15 protein-coding genes and 1 pseudogene are annotated in these 17286 nt (G+C 64.1%); 9 read left to right on the forward strand and 7 right to left on the reverse strand.

Translation table 11 applies throughout. The annotated features are described in order from the left end of the window. Positions 1-152 precede the first annotated feature (152 nt). Together VI056_05595 and VI056_05600 are read right to left on the reverse strand one after the other, a co-directional pair. The gene (locus VI056_05595; protein ID HEY6202498.1) at positions 153-524 is read right to left on the reverse strand and encodes a hypothetical protein; all 372 of its coding nucleotides are present in this window, start codon (positions 522-524) and stop codon (positions 153-155) included. Further along, complete coding sequence (locus VI056_05600; protein ID HEY6202499.1) at positions 521-2950, reverse strand: AAA family ATPase; 2430 nt, start codon at positions 2948-2950, stop codon at positions 521-523. The genes VI056_05595 and VI056_05600 overlap by 4 nt, the downstream gene beginning before the upstream one ends. Before the next feature lie 188 nt (positions 2951-3138). Here VI056_05600 and VI056_05605 point away from each other — a divergent pair, with 188 nt between their 5' ends. Next, entirely contained in the window at positions 3139-3366 is a 228-nt protein-coding gene (locus VI056_05605; protein HEY6202500.1) for a DUF2188 domain-containing protein, read from the forward strand. A gap of 867 nt (positions 3367-4233) precedes the next feature. Here the strand turns inward: VI056_05605 and VI056_05610 are convergent. Together VI056_05610 and VI056_05615 are read right to left on the reverse strand one after the other, a co-directional pair. Continuing rightward, a complete protein-coding gene (locus VI056_05610; protein ID HEY6202501.1) occupies positions 4234-4956 on the reverse strand; it encodes a hypothetical protein in 723 nt (240 codons plus the stop codon). Next, positions 4953-5435, reverse strand: a complete 483-nt coding sequence (locus tag VI056_05615) for an RNA polymerase sigma factor (GenBank protein ID HEY6202502.1) — start codon at positions 5433-5435, stop codon at positions 4953-4955. The genes VI056_05610 and VI056_05615 overlap by 4 nt, the downstream gene beginning before the upstream one ends. A gap of 88 nt (positions 5436-5523) precedes the next feature. Between VI056_05615 and VI056_05620 the strand changes: the two are divergent. Then, positions 5524-5676: pseudogene (locus tag VI056_05620) on the forward strand (helix-turn-helix domain-containing protein). A 380-nt stretch (positions 5677-6056) separates the two neighbouring features. Here VI056_05620 and VI056_05625 read toward each other — a convergent pair. Next, the gene (locus VI056_05625) at positions 6057-6473 is read right to left on the reverse strand and encodes a hypothetical protein (GenBank protein HEY6202503.1); all 417 of its coding nucleotides are present in this window, start codon (positions 6471-6473) and stop codon (positions 6057-6059) included. A gap of 45 nt (positions 6474-6518) precedes the next feature. Here VI056_05625 and VI056_05630 point away from each other — a divergent pair, with 45 nt between their 5' ends. The 4 genes from VI056_05630 (at position 6519) to VI056_05645 (ending at position 11787) form a co-directional block, all read left to right on the forward strand. Continuing rightward, the gene (locus tag VI056_05630) at positions 6519-6938 is read left to right on the forward strand and encodes a DUF3883 domain-containing protein (protein HEY6202504.1); all 420 of its coding nucleotides are present in this window, start codon (positions 6519-6521) and stop codon (positions 6936-6938) included. Beyond that, entirely contained in the window at positions 6935-7465 is a 531-nt protein-coding gene (locus VI056_05635; protein HEY6202505.1) for a hypothetical protein, read from the forward strand. Before VI056_05630 ends, VI056_05635 begins: the two co-directional genes overlap by 4 nt. Positions 7466-8032: 567 nt before the next feature. After that, positions 8033-10573, forward strand: coding sequence for an ATP-binding protein (locus VI056_05640; GenBank protein ID HEY6202506.1), 2541 nt, complete (start codon positions 8033-8035; stop codon positions 10571-10573). A gap of 581 nt (positions 10574-11154) precedes the next feature. Further along, positions 11155-11787, forward strand: coding sequence for a hypothetical protein (locus VI056_05645; GenBank protein ID HEY6202507.1), 633 nt, complete (start codon positions 11155-11157; stop codon positions 11785-11787). Positions 11788-11909: 122 nt separating this feature from the next. On the opposite strand, the gene VI056_05650 is transcribed toward VI056_05645, so the two are convergent. Further along, positions 11910-12167 carry a hypothetical protein gene (locus VI056_05650; protein ID HEY6202508.1) on the reverse strand — a complete coding sequence of 86 codons (258 nt, stop codon included), beginning with the start codon at positions 12165-12167 and terminating at the stop codon, positions 11910-11912. Between the two features lie 380 nt (positions 12168-12547). Further along, the gene (locus VI056_05655) at positions 12548-12781 is read right to left on the reverse strand and encodes a hypothetical protein (protein ID HEY6202509.1); all 234 of its coding nucleotides are present in this window, start codon (positions 12779-12781) and stop codon (positions 12548-12550) included. A gap of 398 nt (positions 12782-13179) precedes the next feature. On the opposite strand from VI056_05655, the gene VI056_05660 reads away from it, so the two are divergent. The 3 genes from VI056_05660 to VI056_05670 form a co-directional block, all read left to right on the forward strand. Continuing rightward, positions 13180-14658 carry a class I SAM-dependent DNA methyltransferase gene (locus VI056_05660; protein HEY6202510.1) on the forward strand — a complete coding sequence of 493 codons (1479 nt, stop codon included), beginning with the start codon at positions 13180-13182 and terminating at the stop codon, positions 14656-14658. After that, on the forward strand, positions 14655-16169 hold the full coding sequence (locus VI056_05665; protein HEY6202511.1) for a class I SAM-dependent DNA methyltransferase: 1515 nt from the start codon (positions 14655-14657) through the stop codon (positions 16167-16169). The genes VI056_05660 and VI056_05665 overlap by 4 nt, the downstream gene beginning before the upstream one ends. Then, positions 16162-17286, forward strand: a 1125-nt coding sequence (locus tag VI056_05670) for a restriction endonuclease subunit S (protein ID HEY6202512.1), incomplete at its 3' end; no start/stop codon positions are given. The genes VI056_05665 and VI056_05670, both read left to right, overlap by 8 nt.

Below are 17286 nucleotides of genomic sequence, written 5' to 3' on the forward strand. Positions count from 1 at the left end.
AGCCTGAAGAATCGCGAGCAATTCCGTGAATCGCGGTGTGCGGAAGCTCGCGGCTGATACCGAAGTTCAGGCTCCAAGAGCAGTGGTGTAGGGCGATCAATAGTCTTGAGAAGTGCGGCGGGCAGGCCGCGCCCCCTTGCGCACCGTCGTCGTCAGTCTGGCGCGGTCGCCGCCTCGATCGCGGCCGCGACCCGCCGCGTGAGGTTGATCAGCGAGCGCAGCTCGGATGCTGTCGGCGGCAACTCATAAGCGTGGTGATGGCACGCACGTGAGAGCGCGCTCCATGCGTACGAAGCGTCGCGGGCCGCCTCTTGATCGCGCAGGTAGGAGGGCAGCACGAGCAGCTGCGCGGTCGTCGAGCACTGCGCCATGATCGGCGAGCGCTTCCGCCACAGGAGATCCATCGCCATCTCCAGCGACTGACGCGCCAGAAGAGCCGAAGCGCGCGCCCAGCATCCAAAGAGCACGTCGCCCGGATCCACGAGCACGCGCTCGGCGGCGTCCACGAGTTCCTTCGGGCTCACTTGAGCTTCCGGAGCTTCTCGGTGAGTGTCGAGGTGCGCTGCGTGAGTGCCTTCAGGTCCCCGGCGTATCCCTCGTGTGGCCCGGTGTTGCTCGCCTTGAACGCGTCCCCCTGCTCGGGCCCGAAGTCGCGGTTGATCCGCGGGAGGACATCGGCACCGCGGTCCTTCTCGTCGTAGAGCGCAAGGCTGGCGAGCTGCGTCAGCGTCTTCGCTTCAGCGATGGACTCCTCGACCCTTACGAACGAGTCGCCTCGCAGCAGTCGTCTTCTGCGCACGACCTCCCAGCACGCTGCCTCGATAGCCAAGCGGCAGAAGCCCGGGACCGTCCGCCGCGCGATCTCGAGTGGCAGCTCCTCCGTGAACGCGAGCGTGCGCGCGTCGGCGATCGCGCGCCAGACCGGATCGGCCTCGGTGCGCACGTGAACGACGGATCCTTCGCGCCGCGTGACGCCGAGGATCGTCGCCCGTATCTCGAGGCGGCGCACCGCCTCCGGCAGGCGGTCGTCATGTGTGAACACGAGGACCTGCCGCTCGGAGGCGACGAGCTCGAGCACGCGAGCGAGGCCATCGACGCGGGCTGGGTCCATCGACTGCACCGGATCGTCGATGACGATGAAACGGAACGGGCTCTCGGCAGTCGTGGCCCGCGGCACGAACAGGCTCAGCGCGATGGCGTGCAGCTCGCCCTGGCTCATGACGCCGAGCGCCTGTGCGGGTTTCCCGTCGACCTCTACGCGCAGCACCGAACGACGCTGCGCGCCGCTGCCTTCGAGCGTGAGCCCTTCGAGCTCGACGTTGCTCTGCTGACGCATGAGCTCCCACAGCCGTCGCGCGTGGTCAGCGACCGGAGCGAAGCGCTCGCCGCGGATCTCGTCGCTCGTGTCCCTTAACCACGCCTCGGCACGCGTGATCTCAGCGACGCGAGTTGACGCCGCGGCGGCGGACTCCGCCTCATCGATCCACGTCGCGAGCGCCGGAACAAAGCGCGCCCAGGCCTCGTCTCGTGTTGCGACCGCGGCGCGCGCCTGCTCCTGCGCGGTGGCGAGCAGGGCGGCGACCTCCTTGGCCTGCGTCTCGATGCGACGCGCGGCGGCCTTAACGTCCGCGTCGTCCGCCGAGAACCACGCATTCCACGCTGTCGCGAGCCTGGTCGTGTCGATGGCCGACTTCTTGAGGCTCGTCACGCACGCGGGCACTGGCCGGAGGAGGGAGGTGAGGCGGGAGAGTGCGACGCCCGCAGTGCGCTGCGTCTCGTCGAATTTCGCGGCGCGCGCCTCAAGCTCCCTCACTTGCTTCGCGGTCGCATCTCGCCACGGCTTCCCGAGCTCACCTGACGAGCACACCGGGCACTTCTTCGGCTTGTGCCGCTCGTGATACGCGAGCGCCGACCCGAGCAGCTGCGCGAGCTCGCGCGCCTCGGCCGCCGGCGTACCGGCAAGCGCGTCCTGCGCCGCGACGGCCTTGCGAAGCCCATCGGCAGCGCGCGCGATTGCCTCGGCGTCGATCGGCTCGAGCTCGGCGAGCTGGCGCATCGCCGCGCTGACCGACTCCTGGGACGCCTCACCCGTGACGAGCAGCTTCCGCAGCGCCACAAGGTCCGGCGTGGGACCCTCGAGTTCCTTGCGCGCCTTACTCGCACGATCGTCATCGAGGAGACGCAGCTGTGTGATGAGGCCGGCGGTCTTCGAGCGGACCGCATCCTTTGCGCGACTCGCCTCGAGCCGTGCCTGCTGCAGCGCCTTCTGCGCGGCGGCGAGATCGTCCAGACCGAGCATCGCCGACAGCTTGTCGTGGAGCGCGGTCGGCCCTTCGTCGAACATCGCGCCGAGCTCGTTGTACGAGAGGAACGGCCGGTAGAGTTCGAGCGATCGCGTCCAGCCCAGCGACTCGAACTGCGCTTTCTTTCCGTTGGCGCGCTGGATCGTGCGCGTCCCGTTCTCGACATCGCCATCGGCGGGCCACTGCTGGACCGCCGTGGCGACGCCGTCGCCCTCGAACACGAGTTCGACGCGGAGCTCTGAGGATCCGTGGTGAAGATTGCGCCAGCCCTCGCGCCAGACCTTCGAACGGGTCGACCAGCGGCGGTTCGTACCCGTGGTGAGGAGTTCGACGGCCTCCGCGAAGCTCGACTTGCCCGAGCCGTTCCTGCCCACGACAAGCGTCAGGCCGTTCCCGGGCGCGAGCTCGAGTGTCGAGGGAGCGCCGATGCCGCGAAAGCCCTCTACGGTGACTGACTTGATGTAGGCGGGACCCGAGACGACCTCGCTCTTGCCCGTCGCCTCCGGCTTCCACTCGGCGTCGTCGAGCGCCGCGGCGAGCGCACGATCGCTCGAACAAGCGGCAAGGACGAGCTTTGCCCACGGCGTCTTCGCGTAGCCGCCCTGGTCGAGGCGCTGCCGAACGATCTCCAAGAGCGTCCGATCCACAGACCGACCCCCCTCACATCGTTGCTGACCATTTAGTCCATAGCGTCGAGGTAGAACTGGAGTCGCGCGCGCGACACCTTGGACCACTTGAGCTCGAACTGCGGAGCCTGCGGGAAGGTTAAGCGCGACGCCTAAAAGTTAACTGAACGGATGTACCATCCCGAGCAGTAACGCGGGGAGGTTTGGAAGTGGCCAAAGGCAAGGACATCCACGTGGTTCCGAAGGGTCCTGGGAAGTGGCAGGTCAAGCCGGAAGGCGGACAGCCGCTCTCCGACCACCGCACGCAGCAGGCCGCGATCGACAAAGGACGCCCGATCGCGCGGCGCAACGAGAGCGAGCTCGTGATCCACCGTCCCGACGGCGAGATCCGTGACGCCGATAGTCATGGTCACGACCCGCGGAAGTCGAAGGGCTAACGACAGCCGCCATTCAGCTTGAGGAGTCGAAAGTACGGGTTCTGAGCCGACCGCTGGTGGCGATTCCGAGAGCGCGGCAGTGACAAGTGCCGCCACGAGTCCGGCAGCAGTCGCAATTCTCGGATGGGGTTCGCTCTGCTACGACTGGCATGGGTTAGCTCTAGCCGAGCCAGTGCGATGGCGCCTCGCTGGTTTAACCCTTCCGATTGAGTTCTCGCGTAAGTCGCGGCAAGGCGCACGAAAGGATCTCCTGACCGCGGTGATCGACCCATCTTGCCCCAACGATGTGCCGGTCCGTTTCGCAGTATCCACTTACACGACGCTCGACACAGCGCGAGAACACCTCCGCATACGCGAGAACAAGACGCGTCGAGAATGGATTGGGTCGATCGATCGAGACGGCACTGGCCTGGGCGACGTCACCACCGAGCTACGCGATCGAATCTACGGATGGCTGCTCAAGACGCCGCACATAGGAGTCGTGTGGACAGCGATCCCACCCGACTTCGGTGGACAGCAATTCTCGGTCCCCGCCGCAGTGCGCCACTTTTGCGAGCTAGACAGAGGCAAGAAGCAGGACGCGCGCAACTACATTGCCCAGGCCCCTGACGAGGTCGACACGCCTGTGCGGCGGGCATTGCGTGATGCCGGTCTCTTGGCTGGCGCGGATCCTCGACCGATCGACGTCGAGACTGTCTGGGAGGACTAAGGACGCCTACCGCTCAGCACCTCTGCACGAACCCGCGCAAGTAACTGGATCGTCGCCCACATGTCGCGCATCCTCTAGCTTCGAGCGGGCCCCAGGGAACTCAGCCACGTCCGTGACGATAGGCTGGTCGTGCTGCGGCGAGCGGCATGATCCTTAGATCACGGCCACGGACCCCAGAGCTCAACGATTGCGGCTCCATCGGCAGTCCGGGTTGGCATGCCCACGAAGACGAAGCATCCTTCCGCCACGTGGCGGCGATAGTCGTCCATCTTGTCCAGCGGCCCGCCCTTATTGCCCCACGGGTCGGCGCGAACCACGAAGCGATCGGCACCGGCGCTGGTCAGGGCCGAGGAGACGAGCTGGATCGCATCCGCCCTCCCAAGGCATTGGCGAAGGAGTTCGTCGATCAAAAACTCCTTGGCCTCGGCAACCTGCCGGCTGATGCCAGGTATGAGAACGACGGTGTGGTGCGGGACGACGATGAAGGAGCTCACGCAGGACGCCTCCGCGGCCCCCGGCCGCGACTCGATCACCCAGTCCGTTTTGCCCAGCGCATCCAGCTTTGCCTGGATAGCCTGGGTCGCAGCGGTCGCCGTCAGGCAGTGGCCGGCCAACACTTCCTTGAGTGCGGCTTCGAGAGCTGGCTCGGGGAGGTCGGGATAGGTGATTCGCTGGGCGATGGCGACGGACCCGGCCAGCAGGAGGGTGGCCGCGGCCAGCAGCACGATCAGCCCGCGGCGTCGCCGTGGAGCCCCCGACCGTCGCCCAGTGACAGCGGCGGGCGGTCCGGCCGGCGTCGGCACCGATGGGAGTCGCGGAGCCGGGATTGCAGCGTCGAGGCGCTCGAGGCCCTCGCGCAGTCGCGTGTCGACGTCAGTCATGCGTCACCTCCGAGAAGGGCACGGAGCCGCTCCTTCGTCCTCGACAGCCAGCTCGAGACGGTTCCCGGTCGGACGCCGAGCATCTGGCCGATCTCTTCGTGCGTGTATCCGTCGAGCGTGCTCAACACGAGAGCTGCTCTGTGGTGCGGCTCGAGCTGCTGAAGGGCGGTCCACAGGTCCGGGTCCGATGACATCGCCCACGTCGGCTCGTCAACGAGATCCGCGACTGCCATCCTCCGCCGACGCCGCAGCTCGTTGAAGGCCAGCCGAAGCCCGATGGTGTAGAACCACGCCCGCACGTCGCCTCCAGCGAATTTGTGTCGGTGCTCGAGCGCCCGCGTGAACGCGGCCTGGGCCACGTCCTCCGCTTCGCTCGCATCGCGCAGGACGAACGTGAGCCGACGCATCAGCGCTGGATACGCAGCGAGAAGCTCCGCGTCGACGTTGCTCACCGCCGAAGCAGCCCGGGCAACTTCCAAGTTGTCCTCCTTGGTCCGTTCTCCGATACAACACCACGACGCCCCGATTCCTTGCGGCCATTACCAAACACAACCGGAGGGACGCGAGATGGATGACGTACGCCTGCTTCGAATTGGCGAGGTCGCTGATCTGCTGCGGATCAGCAGGACCAAGGTCTACGAGCTGGTGTCGTCGGGGCAGATTCCGAGCCTGCATGTGGGACGCAGCCGGCGAGTGCCCATACGTGCGCTGGCCCAGTGGATCGACGAACAGACAACGCGAGCTGCGCCAGCCAATCCACCACCGCCGACGGGACCGCTATTACTGCGGGCCCGTTCCACAGCGTCAACGGCGCGGACACGACGAGCTCCCGGGACGCGAACACGTAGCGCCGCTCGGACCGCGCCACCGCCGAGAGCGAGCTGGCCGTTTTTCAAGCCTTGGATGCCACGTCCGATGGAGAAGGACGAATACGAGTCGTGGGTCGCTCACCTCGACGCGCATCCGGACGAGAAGGCGCGCGTAATCGAGGAGATGGAGCGATACGACCGGTCGCGCCGTTAGCAGCGGCCACTGCGCGTGCGCGAACTCGTCGACTAGGTGTAGTTCCTCGAGGGGAGCGACACCACGACCGGCTCGCCCTACTTCTCTTCGATTAGGTGCCACGCGCTCTCGAACCGGCCGCCGTCCGCCAGCACGGCGGCTCGTGAGACGTTGACTCGCCCGCCCGGGAAGGAGCGCTTGAAGCGCTCAACTTCGGCGAACGGGACCACCCAGACACGCGGCGCGGGCATGGCCGGATCGTCGATTCGTCCCTCGAAGCTGACGAGCGCCACGAAATGCCGATCGGGGGTCGTGGTAACAAGGTTGTTGGCGGGCCAGTCGTATTTCTGAGCGACGCCTTTCACCTCTACGGTCACGGCATCGCCCGCCTGCCGCACGACGACCACGTCCACGCCCTTCTTGTTGCCCAGTGTGAGGTTGGCGGCAATGCCGAGCCGGTGCAGGCACGACAGGACGTGGAACTCCGACGCAAGGTTCGTGTCGTAGCCGCTCACCCGACGAAACGGTAGCGCACGGGCTATGTCGTAGCGTGGCGCCGTATGGACGTAGTGCCCGAGCCGATCATCGGCAACAAGAACATCGAGGACGCCGCAATCCGGTTCGTTGTGGATCAGGAACGGGGATTCGGTCGCGCGGCGCGCGACACCCGGCATGCGAGTGCCCCAGCAGACATCGAGAGCGACGGGCGCACGATCGAGGTCAAGGCATTCGGCGGATGGTTGCGGACGCAGGGCGCGTTGCTGCTTGAGGCACGTCAGGTCGATGAAGCGAGGCGGAACTCCGAGTTTTACGTCTACGTCGTCGAGAACGTCGCGCAGGGCAATCCCGCCAAATTCGAGCTCCGCGTGATCGGTGGCGGCCAACTGCAGGCGCTGCTCGCTGCCGCGAAGGTGCACCGCTACTTCGAGATACCCGTTCGTGCCGCTGACTATGCGAAGCTAGGGCGATTGAACAGATGACGACCGTCGATCTGACGACGCTCGGCGTCAAAGACGTCTTGCGTCTCTATGGCGCGATCCTCAAAGAGATGAGGCGCCGCGAGATCACTACCACCAACGACGGTCCGATTGGCGGGTATGGCGAATGGCTCGTCGCGCGAGCCTTCAACGGGGTCCGCAAGGCAAACTCGTCTAAGGGCTTCGACGTTCTAGCCGACGACGGCCTGCGACTTCAGGTGAAGACGCGCTGGCTGCCCCTCGGCACAGAACTCCGACAGCTGAGCGCCATCCGCAAACTCGAAGAGGCGGGCTTCGACTTCATCGTTGCTGTCCTGCTCGACGAGGACTTCGACGTCGGCGAGGCATACCAGATCCCGCACGGCGCGGTCGCACGGCTCACAAGTCGCGCCGAGTTGACGAACTCGCGCCGGCTTGTGCTGACCCCTCGCGTCTGCCGCGACGCAGACTGCCGGGATATCACCGCCAAGCTTCGCGCCGCGGATCGCGAGATCGCAGGCGCTGTGGCTGCGCCGCCGCCCGCGGATTAGGCTCCTGGCGGACGCCGCCCTGGCGCCAGCGAGTTCGCGGCGCTTTCATGCGATTCGCCTAGTTGCTGCACGGCTACTGCGCGAGAACACAATCGCGGCCTAGCGATGTGTCCAGATACGCGAATTCCCTATGGATTTCTGAGCCGACGGGCAGACTCGAACTGCCGACCGGCGGACGTTGAAGCGGGCGCGTCGCCGCGCGTGTGCAGGCGACTTCGCCTACCCGCGTCCTTCCGCGTACCTCACCGCAGCACGAATGTCTCATCCGTAGCTTCCGAGTCGCCAAAGGCCACGCTCGTTTTCACAACATCCCAGCGCGTCGTCGGCTACGGAAGGAAGTTCTTCGAGCGACCCGACCGCATTCGTCGGCGCGATGCTCTGCACGGCCGCCGGGATCTTCGCGCTCTCGCAGATCGTCTTCCCTCGGCGCAGGCCACGGTCGCGAGGATCGGTGGGACGGCGCCCGACGCGCCGATCGCATCTACCTAGACTGATCGTCGACATCTCGGATACGAGCGGTCGGTGAGGATCGAAGGGTTGCGCGGTGTCAATCGGGTGAGCGGAGGAATGTTGCCAGCCACGGATCTCACTGCGGTCGGCCGCAAGGCCGGTCAGATCGATGTGCGCATCGGCTACAAGATCATCGAGCTCTTCAGCGAGGGCCTTTACTCGAGCGCCACAAAGGCGATCGAGGAGCTCGTGTCGAACGGCTTCGATGCCGGCGCTCTGAACATCCACGTGCTCCTCGCGGCCGATCTCACCGCTCCGGATGCGTCGATCGCAGTTATCGATGACGGCACTGGCATGGACCCGAGCCGCTTTGAGCAGCACTGGCTGATCGGGGTGAGCAACAAGCGTGACCCAGGCTACGTCGCACCATTGAGCCGCAAGCAGATCGGAAAGTTCGGCATCGGAAAACTCGCGACATACGTTCTGGCCAACCGCCTGACCCATATCTCGAAGCGCGACGGCAAGTACTTCGCCGTGACGATGGATTACCGTCGCGTCCCCGCCAGCAAGGCAGGCAAGAACGCGATGGCCACAGAGAGCGTCCCCCTCGACCTCCGCGAGCTATCGGAGACCCAAGCGAAGACGGCGCTGGAGCCCTGGCTCTTTGGCGAGGGCGATGGCTACACCGCTCTACGCCTGTTCGGCGCCAAAGCACGAAAGTCCTGGACCGCTGCGATTATGACCGAACTGAAGCCAATGGCCGGCGAGCTGCGACGGGGCCGGCTGAAATGGGTTCTTGAAAGCGCAATTCCTCTGAGGGACGACTTTCATGTCTACCTCAACGGCGAGGCGATCTCGCGTTCGAAGCTGAAACTCAAGCGCGTGGGCAGGTGGGTCCTGGGCACCAAGGATGTTGACCTACCGGAACCGGCGCCAGATGGCGAGAAGACGGTAGACCGCTCCGCCGCGGCGGATGCCGTACACGGCGTGACCTACTCGAAGCTGGGCCGCGTCACCGGATACATCGAGGTCTACGCAGATCCGATCGACACAGGGAAGTCGGAGGAGATCGAGCGCAGCAACGGCTTCTTCGTGTACGTGCGTGACCGCCTGGTCAACACCGATGATCCGGGATTTGGAATCGATCGCAACAAGCTTCGTCACGGCACCTTCTCGCGCTTCCGGATGGTCCTGCACGCCGATGGTCTCGACGATGAGCTGCGATCCTCCCGCGAAACTATCCGCGAAGGAATCCTCACCAACATCGCGCGCAACGTCGCCCACGCTGGCTTCAATCTCGCGCGATCGAAGCTCGAGCAACACTGGCGCGATATCGAGCCTGGCGCTCAGGTGTCACGACGGGTCGCATCGACGCCGGCGTCGCTCACGCGCCGCCCACTTGCTGCGGCCCTCTCGGCATTCTTCGAGGGTAGCTACGTCCCGCGGTACCTGGTGGCGCCCGGTGACTTGAAGCCTAAGCAGCAGGCCGCCCTCATCGAGCGTGTGCGCGAGTCCGGCGAGGGCGCGGACAACCTGATTAAGAGCACCGTGCTCGAGCAGCTCGCGCAGGAACAGCCATTTGCGGTGCTCGACATCGAAGGCGGCGTCCTTCGCATCAACACACTCCACCCATTCGTGGCCTACTTCCTCGACGAGTACGAGGACGAAAAAAGCAGCGTGCCGCTCGAGCTCGTTGCCGTCTCGGAGGTGCTGCTCGAAGCATCGCTCGTCCAGACGGGCCTAGAGCGGGATGAGATCGTCGAGATCCTCGATCAGCGGGACGCGCTTCTGCGAGAGCTCGCGCGGGGATCGAGCCGTCGGAACGCCCGCACGGTCGCGCAGGCCCTGGCGGACGCGGCGACCGATCAGCGGAAACTTGAGCTGGAGCTTATTGCCGCCTTCGACAGCATGGGATTCAGCACGGTGCCGCTCGGCGGCAGTAATAAGGCGGATGGCGTCGCGAAGGCCCACCTCTCTGGCCAGGGAAATAAGCCTCAGACGTACACCGTGTCCCTCGAGGCAAAAAGCAAAGTGCTTGCTGGCACTAAGGTCACGGCGAAGGCCGTCGGAGTCGCGACCATCGCACGCCATCGGGAGGACCTACACGCCGATCACGCGGTGGTGGTCGGACCGGACTTTCCGACGAAAGACGAACATGCCGCACTTGTGAAGGAGCTCGCGGCGAACCGAAAGCACACGAGCAAGACGATCACGCTCCTGCGGATCTCGGACGCAGCGCGTCTAGTCCGGCTCGTCCCGCTGAAGCGAGTTGGCCTCAACCGACTGCGGAACCTATTCGAAACGGCGTCCACACCGGACGAGGCAAAGAAATGGATCGACGCGCTCGAGGCAGAACAGCGGGCACGCCCTCTCTACCGTCAGATCCTCGAGACCATCTTCGAGGAGCAGGAGCAAGACCCCAACGAGCTCGTGGAGTTCGGCGGACTGCGCACGGCGCTGCGGCGAGGTCCCAAGGTCGACATCAGCCAGACCGAGCTCATCGAAACTTGTACCGCAATGAGCCGGCTGGTTCCGGATCTCGTGACCATCCAGGGCAGCGCGATCGAGATCAACCAGCGACCCGACAACATCATGAAGGCGCTGGCCGCTGCGATTGGCGAGTATCCATCGTCAGAACGCAAGGAAGATGCGAAGTGACGAGGACAGGGTCAAAGCGGACCCTCAACCCGCCAGTGCACCCATTCCCTGCGCGCATGGCGCCGCTGATCGCGGGCCGGAAGCTCGCCGAGCGCAGGACGTGCACAGTTCTGGACCCCATGATGGGATCCGGGACCACCATCGCGATGGCACGACTTCACGGGCATCGCGCGATCGGATTCGATTTGGATCCTTTGGCGGTGCTGCTGACCAACGCCTGGTGCACTGATGCGCTTGCCGCCTCCGTCCGCGAGGCCGGCGAACGCGTACTCAGGAGGGCGCGAAAGGTTGCGAAGTCGCTCACTCCGGGCACCGCCTATCCGCGTGGCGCGGATGCGGCGACGAAAGCGTATGTGAGGTACTGGTTCGACCAGCGGTCGCGCGTCGAGCTCTCCGCCCTCGCCATTGCCATAGGCCGAACACGAAACGGCCCACGGCGCACGCTTCTGTGGTGCGCATTCTCCCGGCTCGTAATCACGAAGGACGCTGGAGTCTCACTCGCGCGTGATGTCTCTCATAGCCGCCCGCACCGGGCCTTCGATGCGGCCCCAGTCAGGCCGTTCGGAGCGTTCACGAACGCGTTGGAAAAGGTGATCAAGGGGATAGCTCCGGCAAAGGGTGCGAAGCCAAAGCCGGTGAAAGCGGAGCAGGGCGATGCGCGGCATTTGCCGCTGCGTGCGAGTTCTGTTGACATCGTGATCACCTCACCCCCGTACCTAAACGCCCTGGATTACATGCGTGGCCATCGCCTGTCACTCGTATGGATGGGGCACCGACTGGCCGAACTGCGAGACATTCGTTCGGGCAGCGTCGGTGCCGAGACTGGCTTACCAACCGATGCTTTTCCTGAGGAGCTTCAGCCGGCGCTCCGCGCCCTCCGCGCCGCGAAGGTCGACGCGCGTCACGCGGGGATGCTCCGACGCTATGTACGAGACATGAGTGAGGTCACTGGCGAGATCGCGCGCGTGGTTCGACGCGGAGGCTCAGTGATCTTCGTCGTCGGAGATTCGACCCTACGTGGAGTCCTGGTGCGGAACTCCAGCGCGATCAGAAAACTCGCAGAACGGCACGGCCTTCAGTTCGCCCGTCGTAGCACGCGAGTAATCCCGGAGAACCGGCGCTACCTGCCACCGCCGCGCGCGATGCTGCCGGCGAGCGAGCTGGGGCGCCGCATGCACCGCGAAGTCGTCCTTGAGTTCGAGAAGACCGCTTAGCCGACTGTCGTTGAGATTGCGGCCGCGCTCGCTGCGGACTCGGTCAGCCTCCTTCGTCGTGACCGGCGCTACAGCGCGGCGACGCTCGTCCGCCAGATGATCGAGTGCGAGTACTTGATGTGTCATGTTCTGGATTCGCGCGGCATGAGCCGCACGACAAGCAGCCGCGTCTTCTGGATCGGGCGCATCTCCGGTCTCAGGGTCCAGGTTTCCGCAGCTGGCGCGGCCTGCGCCTGACCCTGTGAACGCACCCGCCACGAGAGAACCGCCACGAGCCCGGCGCCCTGTCGCGTGTGAGCCCAGTACGCGCAGACCAGAAACACAAGGACGAGCAGGCAACCGAGGATGCCTAGGGCCAGCGCGTCGAAGCCGAACACCAACCCGCGAACACTAGTGACAGCCGGATGCGACACGGTCGCACACGCCGAACCCCGCCAGCCCGCCGTCGGAGGTCCACTCGACGAGTCGCACCGCTGGGTGGCTGAGATAAAAACGCGCCCAGCGCGTCGTCCTCGTCGGCATACCCTCGCATGACGGAAAACTCTTCAGGGGTCCGACATATCTGCCCCCTGGATCGCAGGCACTGATTCGAACATCAGCCGCTCCAATGTCCGCGACTGGTCCGATGATGTAGAGAGCGATGCCGACTGACACGAGTAGTCGCCAGTGTTGGCGCGCCCATCGAAGTAGCTGGCGCGCTCGTGTCACGGCGGTAGCGTACTTATCCCACGGTTGTCGCTACGCGGCCCGGCGTCGATGCCTAAGGCGCCCTGCGTAACCGCCTTCCCACGACTGCGCCAGCGACGGCACCACCCATGGCCCCGACCAGCAGCGCGATGACAGACAAGGAACCTGTCGCCACGGCTTCACGCGGGAGGAGATTCACCACGAGGATCGCAGCGAGCGTGCCGACGATGAGGCCGACCAGAATACCGCCGACCGAGAGGCCCGCCGTTCGGAGCGAGTAGAGCCCGACGATAGCGAGTGCGGCCACTCCGGCGATCACAACAGTGCCCAAAAGGAGCACGGGGCCGAAGTCCCTGCTCGTTACCGCCCGGGTGACACCTAGGACCAAGAAGATGGCCCACCAGGTCACGAGTCGGCGACGGTTTGCGTCGAGCCAAGACAATTGCGCGCCATCGTACGCGCACGCAATCACCGTCCCGAGCGGCGATGAAAGCGAGGGCCAAGCAGCACCCGAAGCGTTATTCGCGGTGACCGCTTGAACGAAGGGGCGTGCTCTACGCTTCGCTTCAGCCGTGGCGCTGGTGCATCTTGAGATGGACGGGCGCGGCGGCTCACCACAGGACTGTGCGGAAGGGCTCCACGTTGAGGCGAAACAGCACTGACGGCGAGTCCGGAGACACGACTCCGGTCCTAACCACGGCGGCCTTGAGGTCGCAGCTATGGAACTGCGCGGATATCCTGCGCGGGAGCGCCGTCGACCGAACAGATTGGAAGGCGTACATCCTTCCGCTTCTCTTCTTCAAGCGGCTCTGCGATGTCTGGGACGAAGAGACCGCCGAGGCCGTCATTGCATTCGGCGAGGCTGATCCAGCGCTCTTTCCAGAGGCTCACCGTTTCCAAATGCCGAACGGCTGCCATTGGCGCGACGTGCGGGCTGCGGCTGCAAACGTCGGAGCTGTCTTGGCGCACGCGATGCGCGAGATTGAGCGCGCCAATCCCGAGAGCCTCTACCGCGTGTTTGGTGCTGCTGACTGGGGCAATCGCGAGCTCCTCTCAGACGCACTTCTCAAAGACCTGATCGAAGCCCTGTCGGTGATCCCGCTCGGCAACGACGCCGTGAGTACCGACATCCTCGGAGACGGCTACGAGTACCTCATCGGGCGCTTCGCCGACGTGACGAAGCGAAAGAAGGCAGGTGAGTTCTATACGCCACGCACGGTCGTCCGAATGATGGTCGACATCCTTGATCCCAAGGAAGGCCAGACTATCTACGACCCCGCCTGCGGAACGGGCGGCATGTTGCTAGGCGCGATTGAACACGTGCAACGCGCAGGTGGCGACGCCCGGACCTTCTTCGGGAAGATCTATGGCCAAGAGAAGAACCTCACGACCGCGGCGATCGCGCGCATGAATCTCGTACTTCACGGCATCGAGGACTTTCAAATCGTGCGCGAAGATACCCTTCGCAGTCCGGCGTTTATGGATTCAAGCACCGGCGGCCTCGCGACCTTCGATTGCGTTCTTGCCAATCCTCCGTTCTCGCTTAAGGAGTGGGGCTTCGAGGTTTGGGAGAAGGATCCTTGGGGTCGCGCCGTCTTTGGCATGCCTCCAGACAGCTACGGCGACTACGCCTGGGTCCAGCACATGGTCGCGTCCATGGCGCCGGGCACCGGCCGCATGGCCGTGGTTCTCCCGCAGGGCGCGCTCTTCCGCAAAGGCGCTGAGGGGCGCATTCGCCAAAAGCTCCTTGAGCAGGATCTCGTCGAGGCCGTGATTGGGTTGGCACCCAACCTGTTCTACGGCACTGGTCTCGCTGGGTGTGTTGTTCTCCTCAGACGGGCGAAGCCAAAGCGAGAGAAGGGGAGAGTTCTCATCGTTGACGCGTCAACCCTGTTCCGGAAGGGGCGAGCACAGAACCACTTGGAGCCAGTCCACGCTGCTCAGATCGTCGAGTGGGTGCGCGCGTTCGAGACCATTGAGAATCGGACCAAGGTCGTCAGCGTCGAGGAGATCAAGCGCGAGGATTGGACGTTCAGCATCTCTCGGTACGTGAGCGCGGCACCCGACGAGACCACGCCGCCTTTGCGAGAGGCTGTCGCGGTGCTCAAGGTGGCTGTGGCTGAGTGTCGGGTCGTGGAAGATCGCTGGCGTGAAGCGCTGACGACGGGAGGTTGGCTCAAATGAGCAAGGCCGCTGAACGCCTGAGCCAACAAGAACTCGAATCGTATCTCTGGGGTGTCGCTACGCTCCTCCGCGGTCTAATCGACGCGGGTGACTACAAGCAGTACGTGTTTCCCCTGCTCTTCTTCAAGCGTCTGTCCGATGTGTGGGATGAGGATTATGAAAACGCGCTGAACGAGACTGGTGACGACGCCTACGCACGGGCGACCGCGAAGGAGCGCTTTGACATTCCGCTTGGGGCGCACTGGTCCGACGTTCGGGCAGCGCCGCGTGACGTAGGCCGCGCACTTGTCAATGCATTCCGCGCGATTGAGACGGCAAATTCCGAGCGCCTAGCTGGCATCTTCGGTAACGCTGCCTGGACCGACAAGGCCCAGATGCCCGATGCAACTCTGAAGAATCTTATGGAGCATCTCTCGAAGCAGTGCCTCGGTCTCGCAGTGGTACCCGAGGACCAGCTCGGCAACGCGTACGAGTACCTCATCAAGCAATTCGCCGACGACAGCGGGCACACCGCGCAGGAGTTCTACACGAACCGGACGCTCGTGCATCTGATGACGCAGATGCTCGAGCCCAAGCCGGGCGAGCGTGTCTACGACCCGACCGTGGGGACGGGCGGCATGCTCATCTCCGCACTCGCGGAAGTAAGACGCCGCGGTGGCGACCCACGGACGCTTGGCCTCTATGGCCAAGAGCTCATCAACATCACCGCGGCGATTGCCCGTATGAACCTGGTCCTTCACGGCGTCGAGGATTTCAGGATCGCCGTTGGGAACACCCTGAGCAGTCCCGCGTTCGTCGAGCGTGATCGTCTGATGACCTTTGACGTAGTCTTGGCCAACCCTCCGTATTCGATCAAGAAATGGAACCGCGAGGCATGGCAGAACGACGCGTGGGGACGTAACTCCTTGGGCACGCCGCCGCAGGGGCGCGCCGACTACGCGTTTCTCCAGCACATCCTTAGGAGCATGGATGCGAATTCGGGCCGCTGCGCGATTCTCTTCCCCCACGGTGTGCTGTTCCGGAACGAGGAGGCTGAGATGCGGCGGAAGTTGGTCGAGTCGGACCTTCTTGAATGTGTGCTCGGTCTCGGCCCGAACCTCTTCTACAACTCGCCGATGGAAGCCTGCATCGTCATCTGCCGGACTAGGAAGGGGGAGGAGAGGCGCCATAAGGTCCTCTTCATCGACGCGGTCCACGAGGTCGCCCGCGAGCGGGCTCTTAGCTTCCTAACCTCGGCCAATCAGAAACGAATCCTCGATGCGTATGCCAAATTTCTCGACGAGCCAGGATTCGCGAGGGTTGCCACAACCAAAGAGATCCTCGACAAGAACGCGAATCTCTCTATTCCTCGTTACGTGAAACCCGTCAGCAGTGGCGTGCCGGCTGACCATGAATCTCTGGCCTCAGCCTGGCTCGCGTTCGAAACGAGTGGACGAGAGTTCTGGGAAGCAATCGACGGTGTCGTCGGGGACGTCGACTCTGCGGCAGCGGGAAACAACGCCGATGCCTGAGCGCTTGCTCCGCGAGGGCTGGGCGAGGGTTGCCTTTGGTGATGTGGTTCAACTCAGTCACGCGCGCTCGGCCGACCCCGCCGGCGACGGGTACGATCGCTACGTCGGCCTTGAACACATCGAACCAAACGATTTGACGATTCGTCACTGGGGTCGAGTGGCAGACGGGACCACGTTCACGAACGTGTTCCGCGCAGGACAGACGCTCTTTGGCAAGAGGCGCGCCTATCAGCGGAAGATTGCCGTCGTCGACTTCGATGGAGTGTGCTCTGGGGACATCTATGTTCTTGAAACCAAGGACACAAAGCTCCTACCCGAACTCCTACCACTCCTCTGTCAGTCGGAGGATTTCTTCGCGCATGCGATTGGCACTTCAGCAGGATCCCTGTCCCCCCGAACTAACTGGGAGAGCCTCGCGAAGTACGAGTTCCTCCTGCCGCCACTCGACGAGCAGCGACAGATCGCGAGTCTCATCGAGGGAGCCCGAAGGCTCGAAGAAGCAACCGGTGAAGTGGTCAGGGCCTTAGCTGCGACTCTTAACAGTTGGTTGGAACACGAACTGGAAGTTCACGCGGTCAAAGGCCGAGCCCGCCCAGCCGCGGATTTGTTGGCTCGAGCGACCGTCGGAATCGTCGTCCGCCCTGCCTCGTGGTACGTACGCGACGGCGAGGGCATTCCTGCGCTGCGCTCTCTGAACGTCATTCCCAACAAGGTGGTCATGAAGGACCTCGTCTTTATCTCACGGGAGGGGCACGCCGAACACAAGAAGTCCCGCCTGTGTCCTGGCGACGTTGTAATTGTGCGAAGCGGCCGGCCTGGGGATGCCGCTGTCATTCCAGAGGATGCGCCGGAGATGAATTGCATTGATCTCATCATTTGCACTCCGGGCCCTGAGCTTCTGGCCCAATTCTTCTGTGCCGTGCTCAACTCGAGTTACGGTCGGCGACAGTTCGCGGCTGGTAGCGCCGGCACGGCACAACAGCACTTCAATGTCGAGGCCGTTCGGAAGTTGCTCATACCCGTGCCCGATCTTGAAGCGCAGTCGATATTCATCCGGCAGTTCACCAAGCTGAAAGACACCTTGGACCGCGCCGAGACCCGCGTTCAACAGGTGCGC

The sequence above is a fragment of the Candidatus Limnocylindria bacterium genome, from assembly GCA_036523395.1.
Classification (GTDB): Bacteria; Chloroflexota; Limnocylindria; order P2-11E; family P2-11E; genus CF-39.

Excerpts from the sequence above, each read along its gene's own strand:
- VI056_05610 (HEY6202501.1), bottom strand. The coding sequence starts at position 4,956 with ATGACTGACGTCGACACGCGACTGCGCGAGGGCCTCGAGCGCCTCGAC.
- VI056_05630 (HEY6202504.1), top strand. The coding sequence starts at position 6,519 with ATGGACGTAGTGCCCGAGCCGATCATCGGCAACAAGAACATCGAGGAC.
- VI056_05635 (HEY6202505.1), top strand. The coding sequence starts at position 6,935 with ATGACGACCGTCGATCTGACGACGCTCGGCGTCAAAGACGTCTTGCGT.
- VI056_05640 (HEY6202506.1), top strand. The coding sequence starts at position 8,033 with ATGTTGCCAGCCACGGATCTCACTGCGGTCGGCCGCAAGGCCGGTCAG.
- VI056_05665 (HEY6202511.1), top strand. The coding sequence starts at position 14,655 with ATGAGCAAGGCCGCTGAACGCCTGAGCCAACAAGAACTCGAATCGTAT.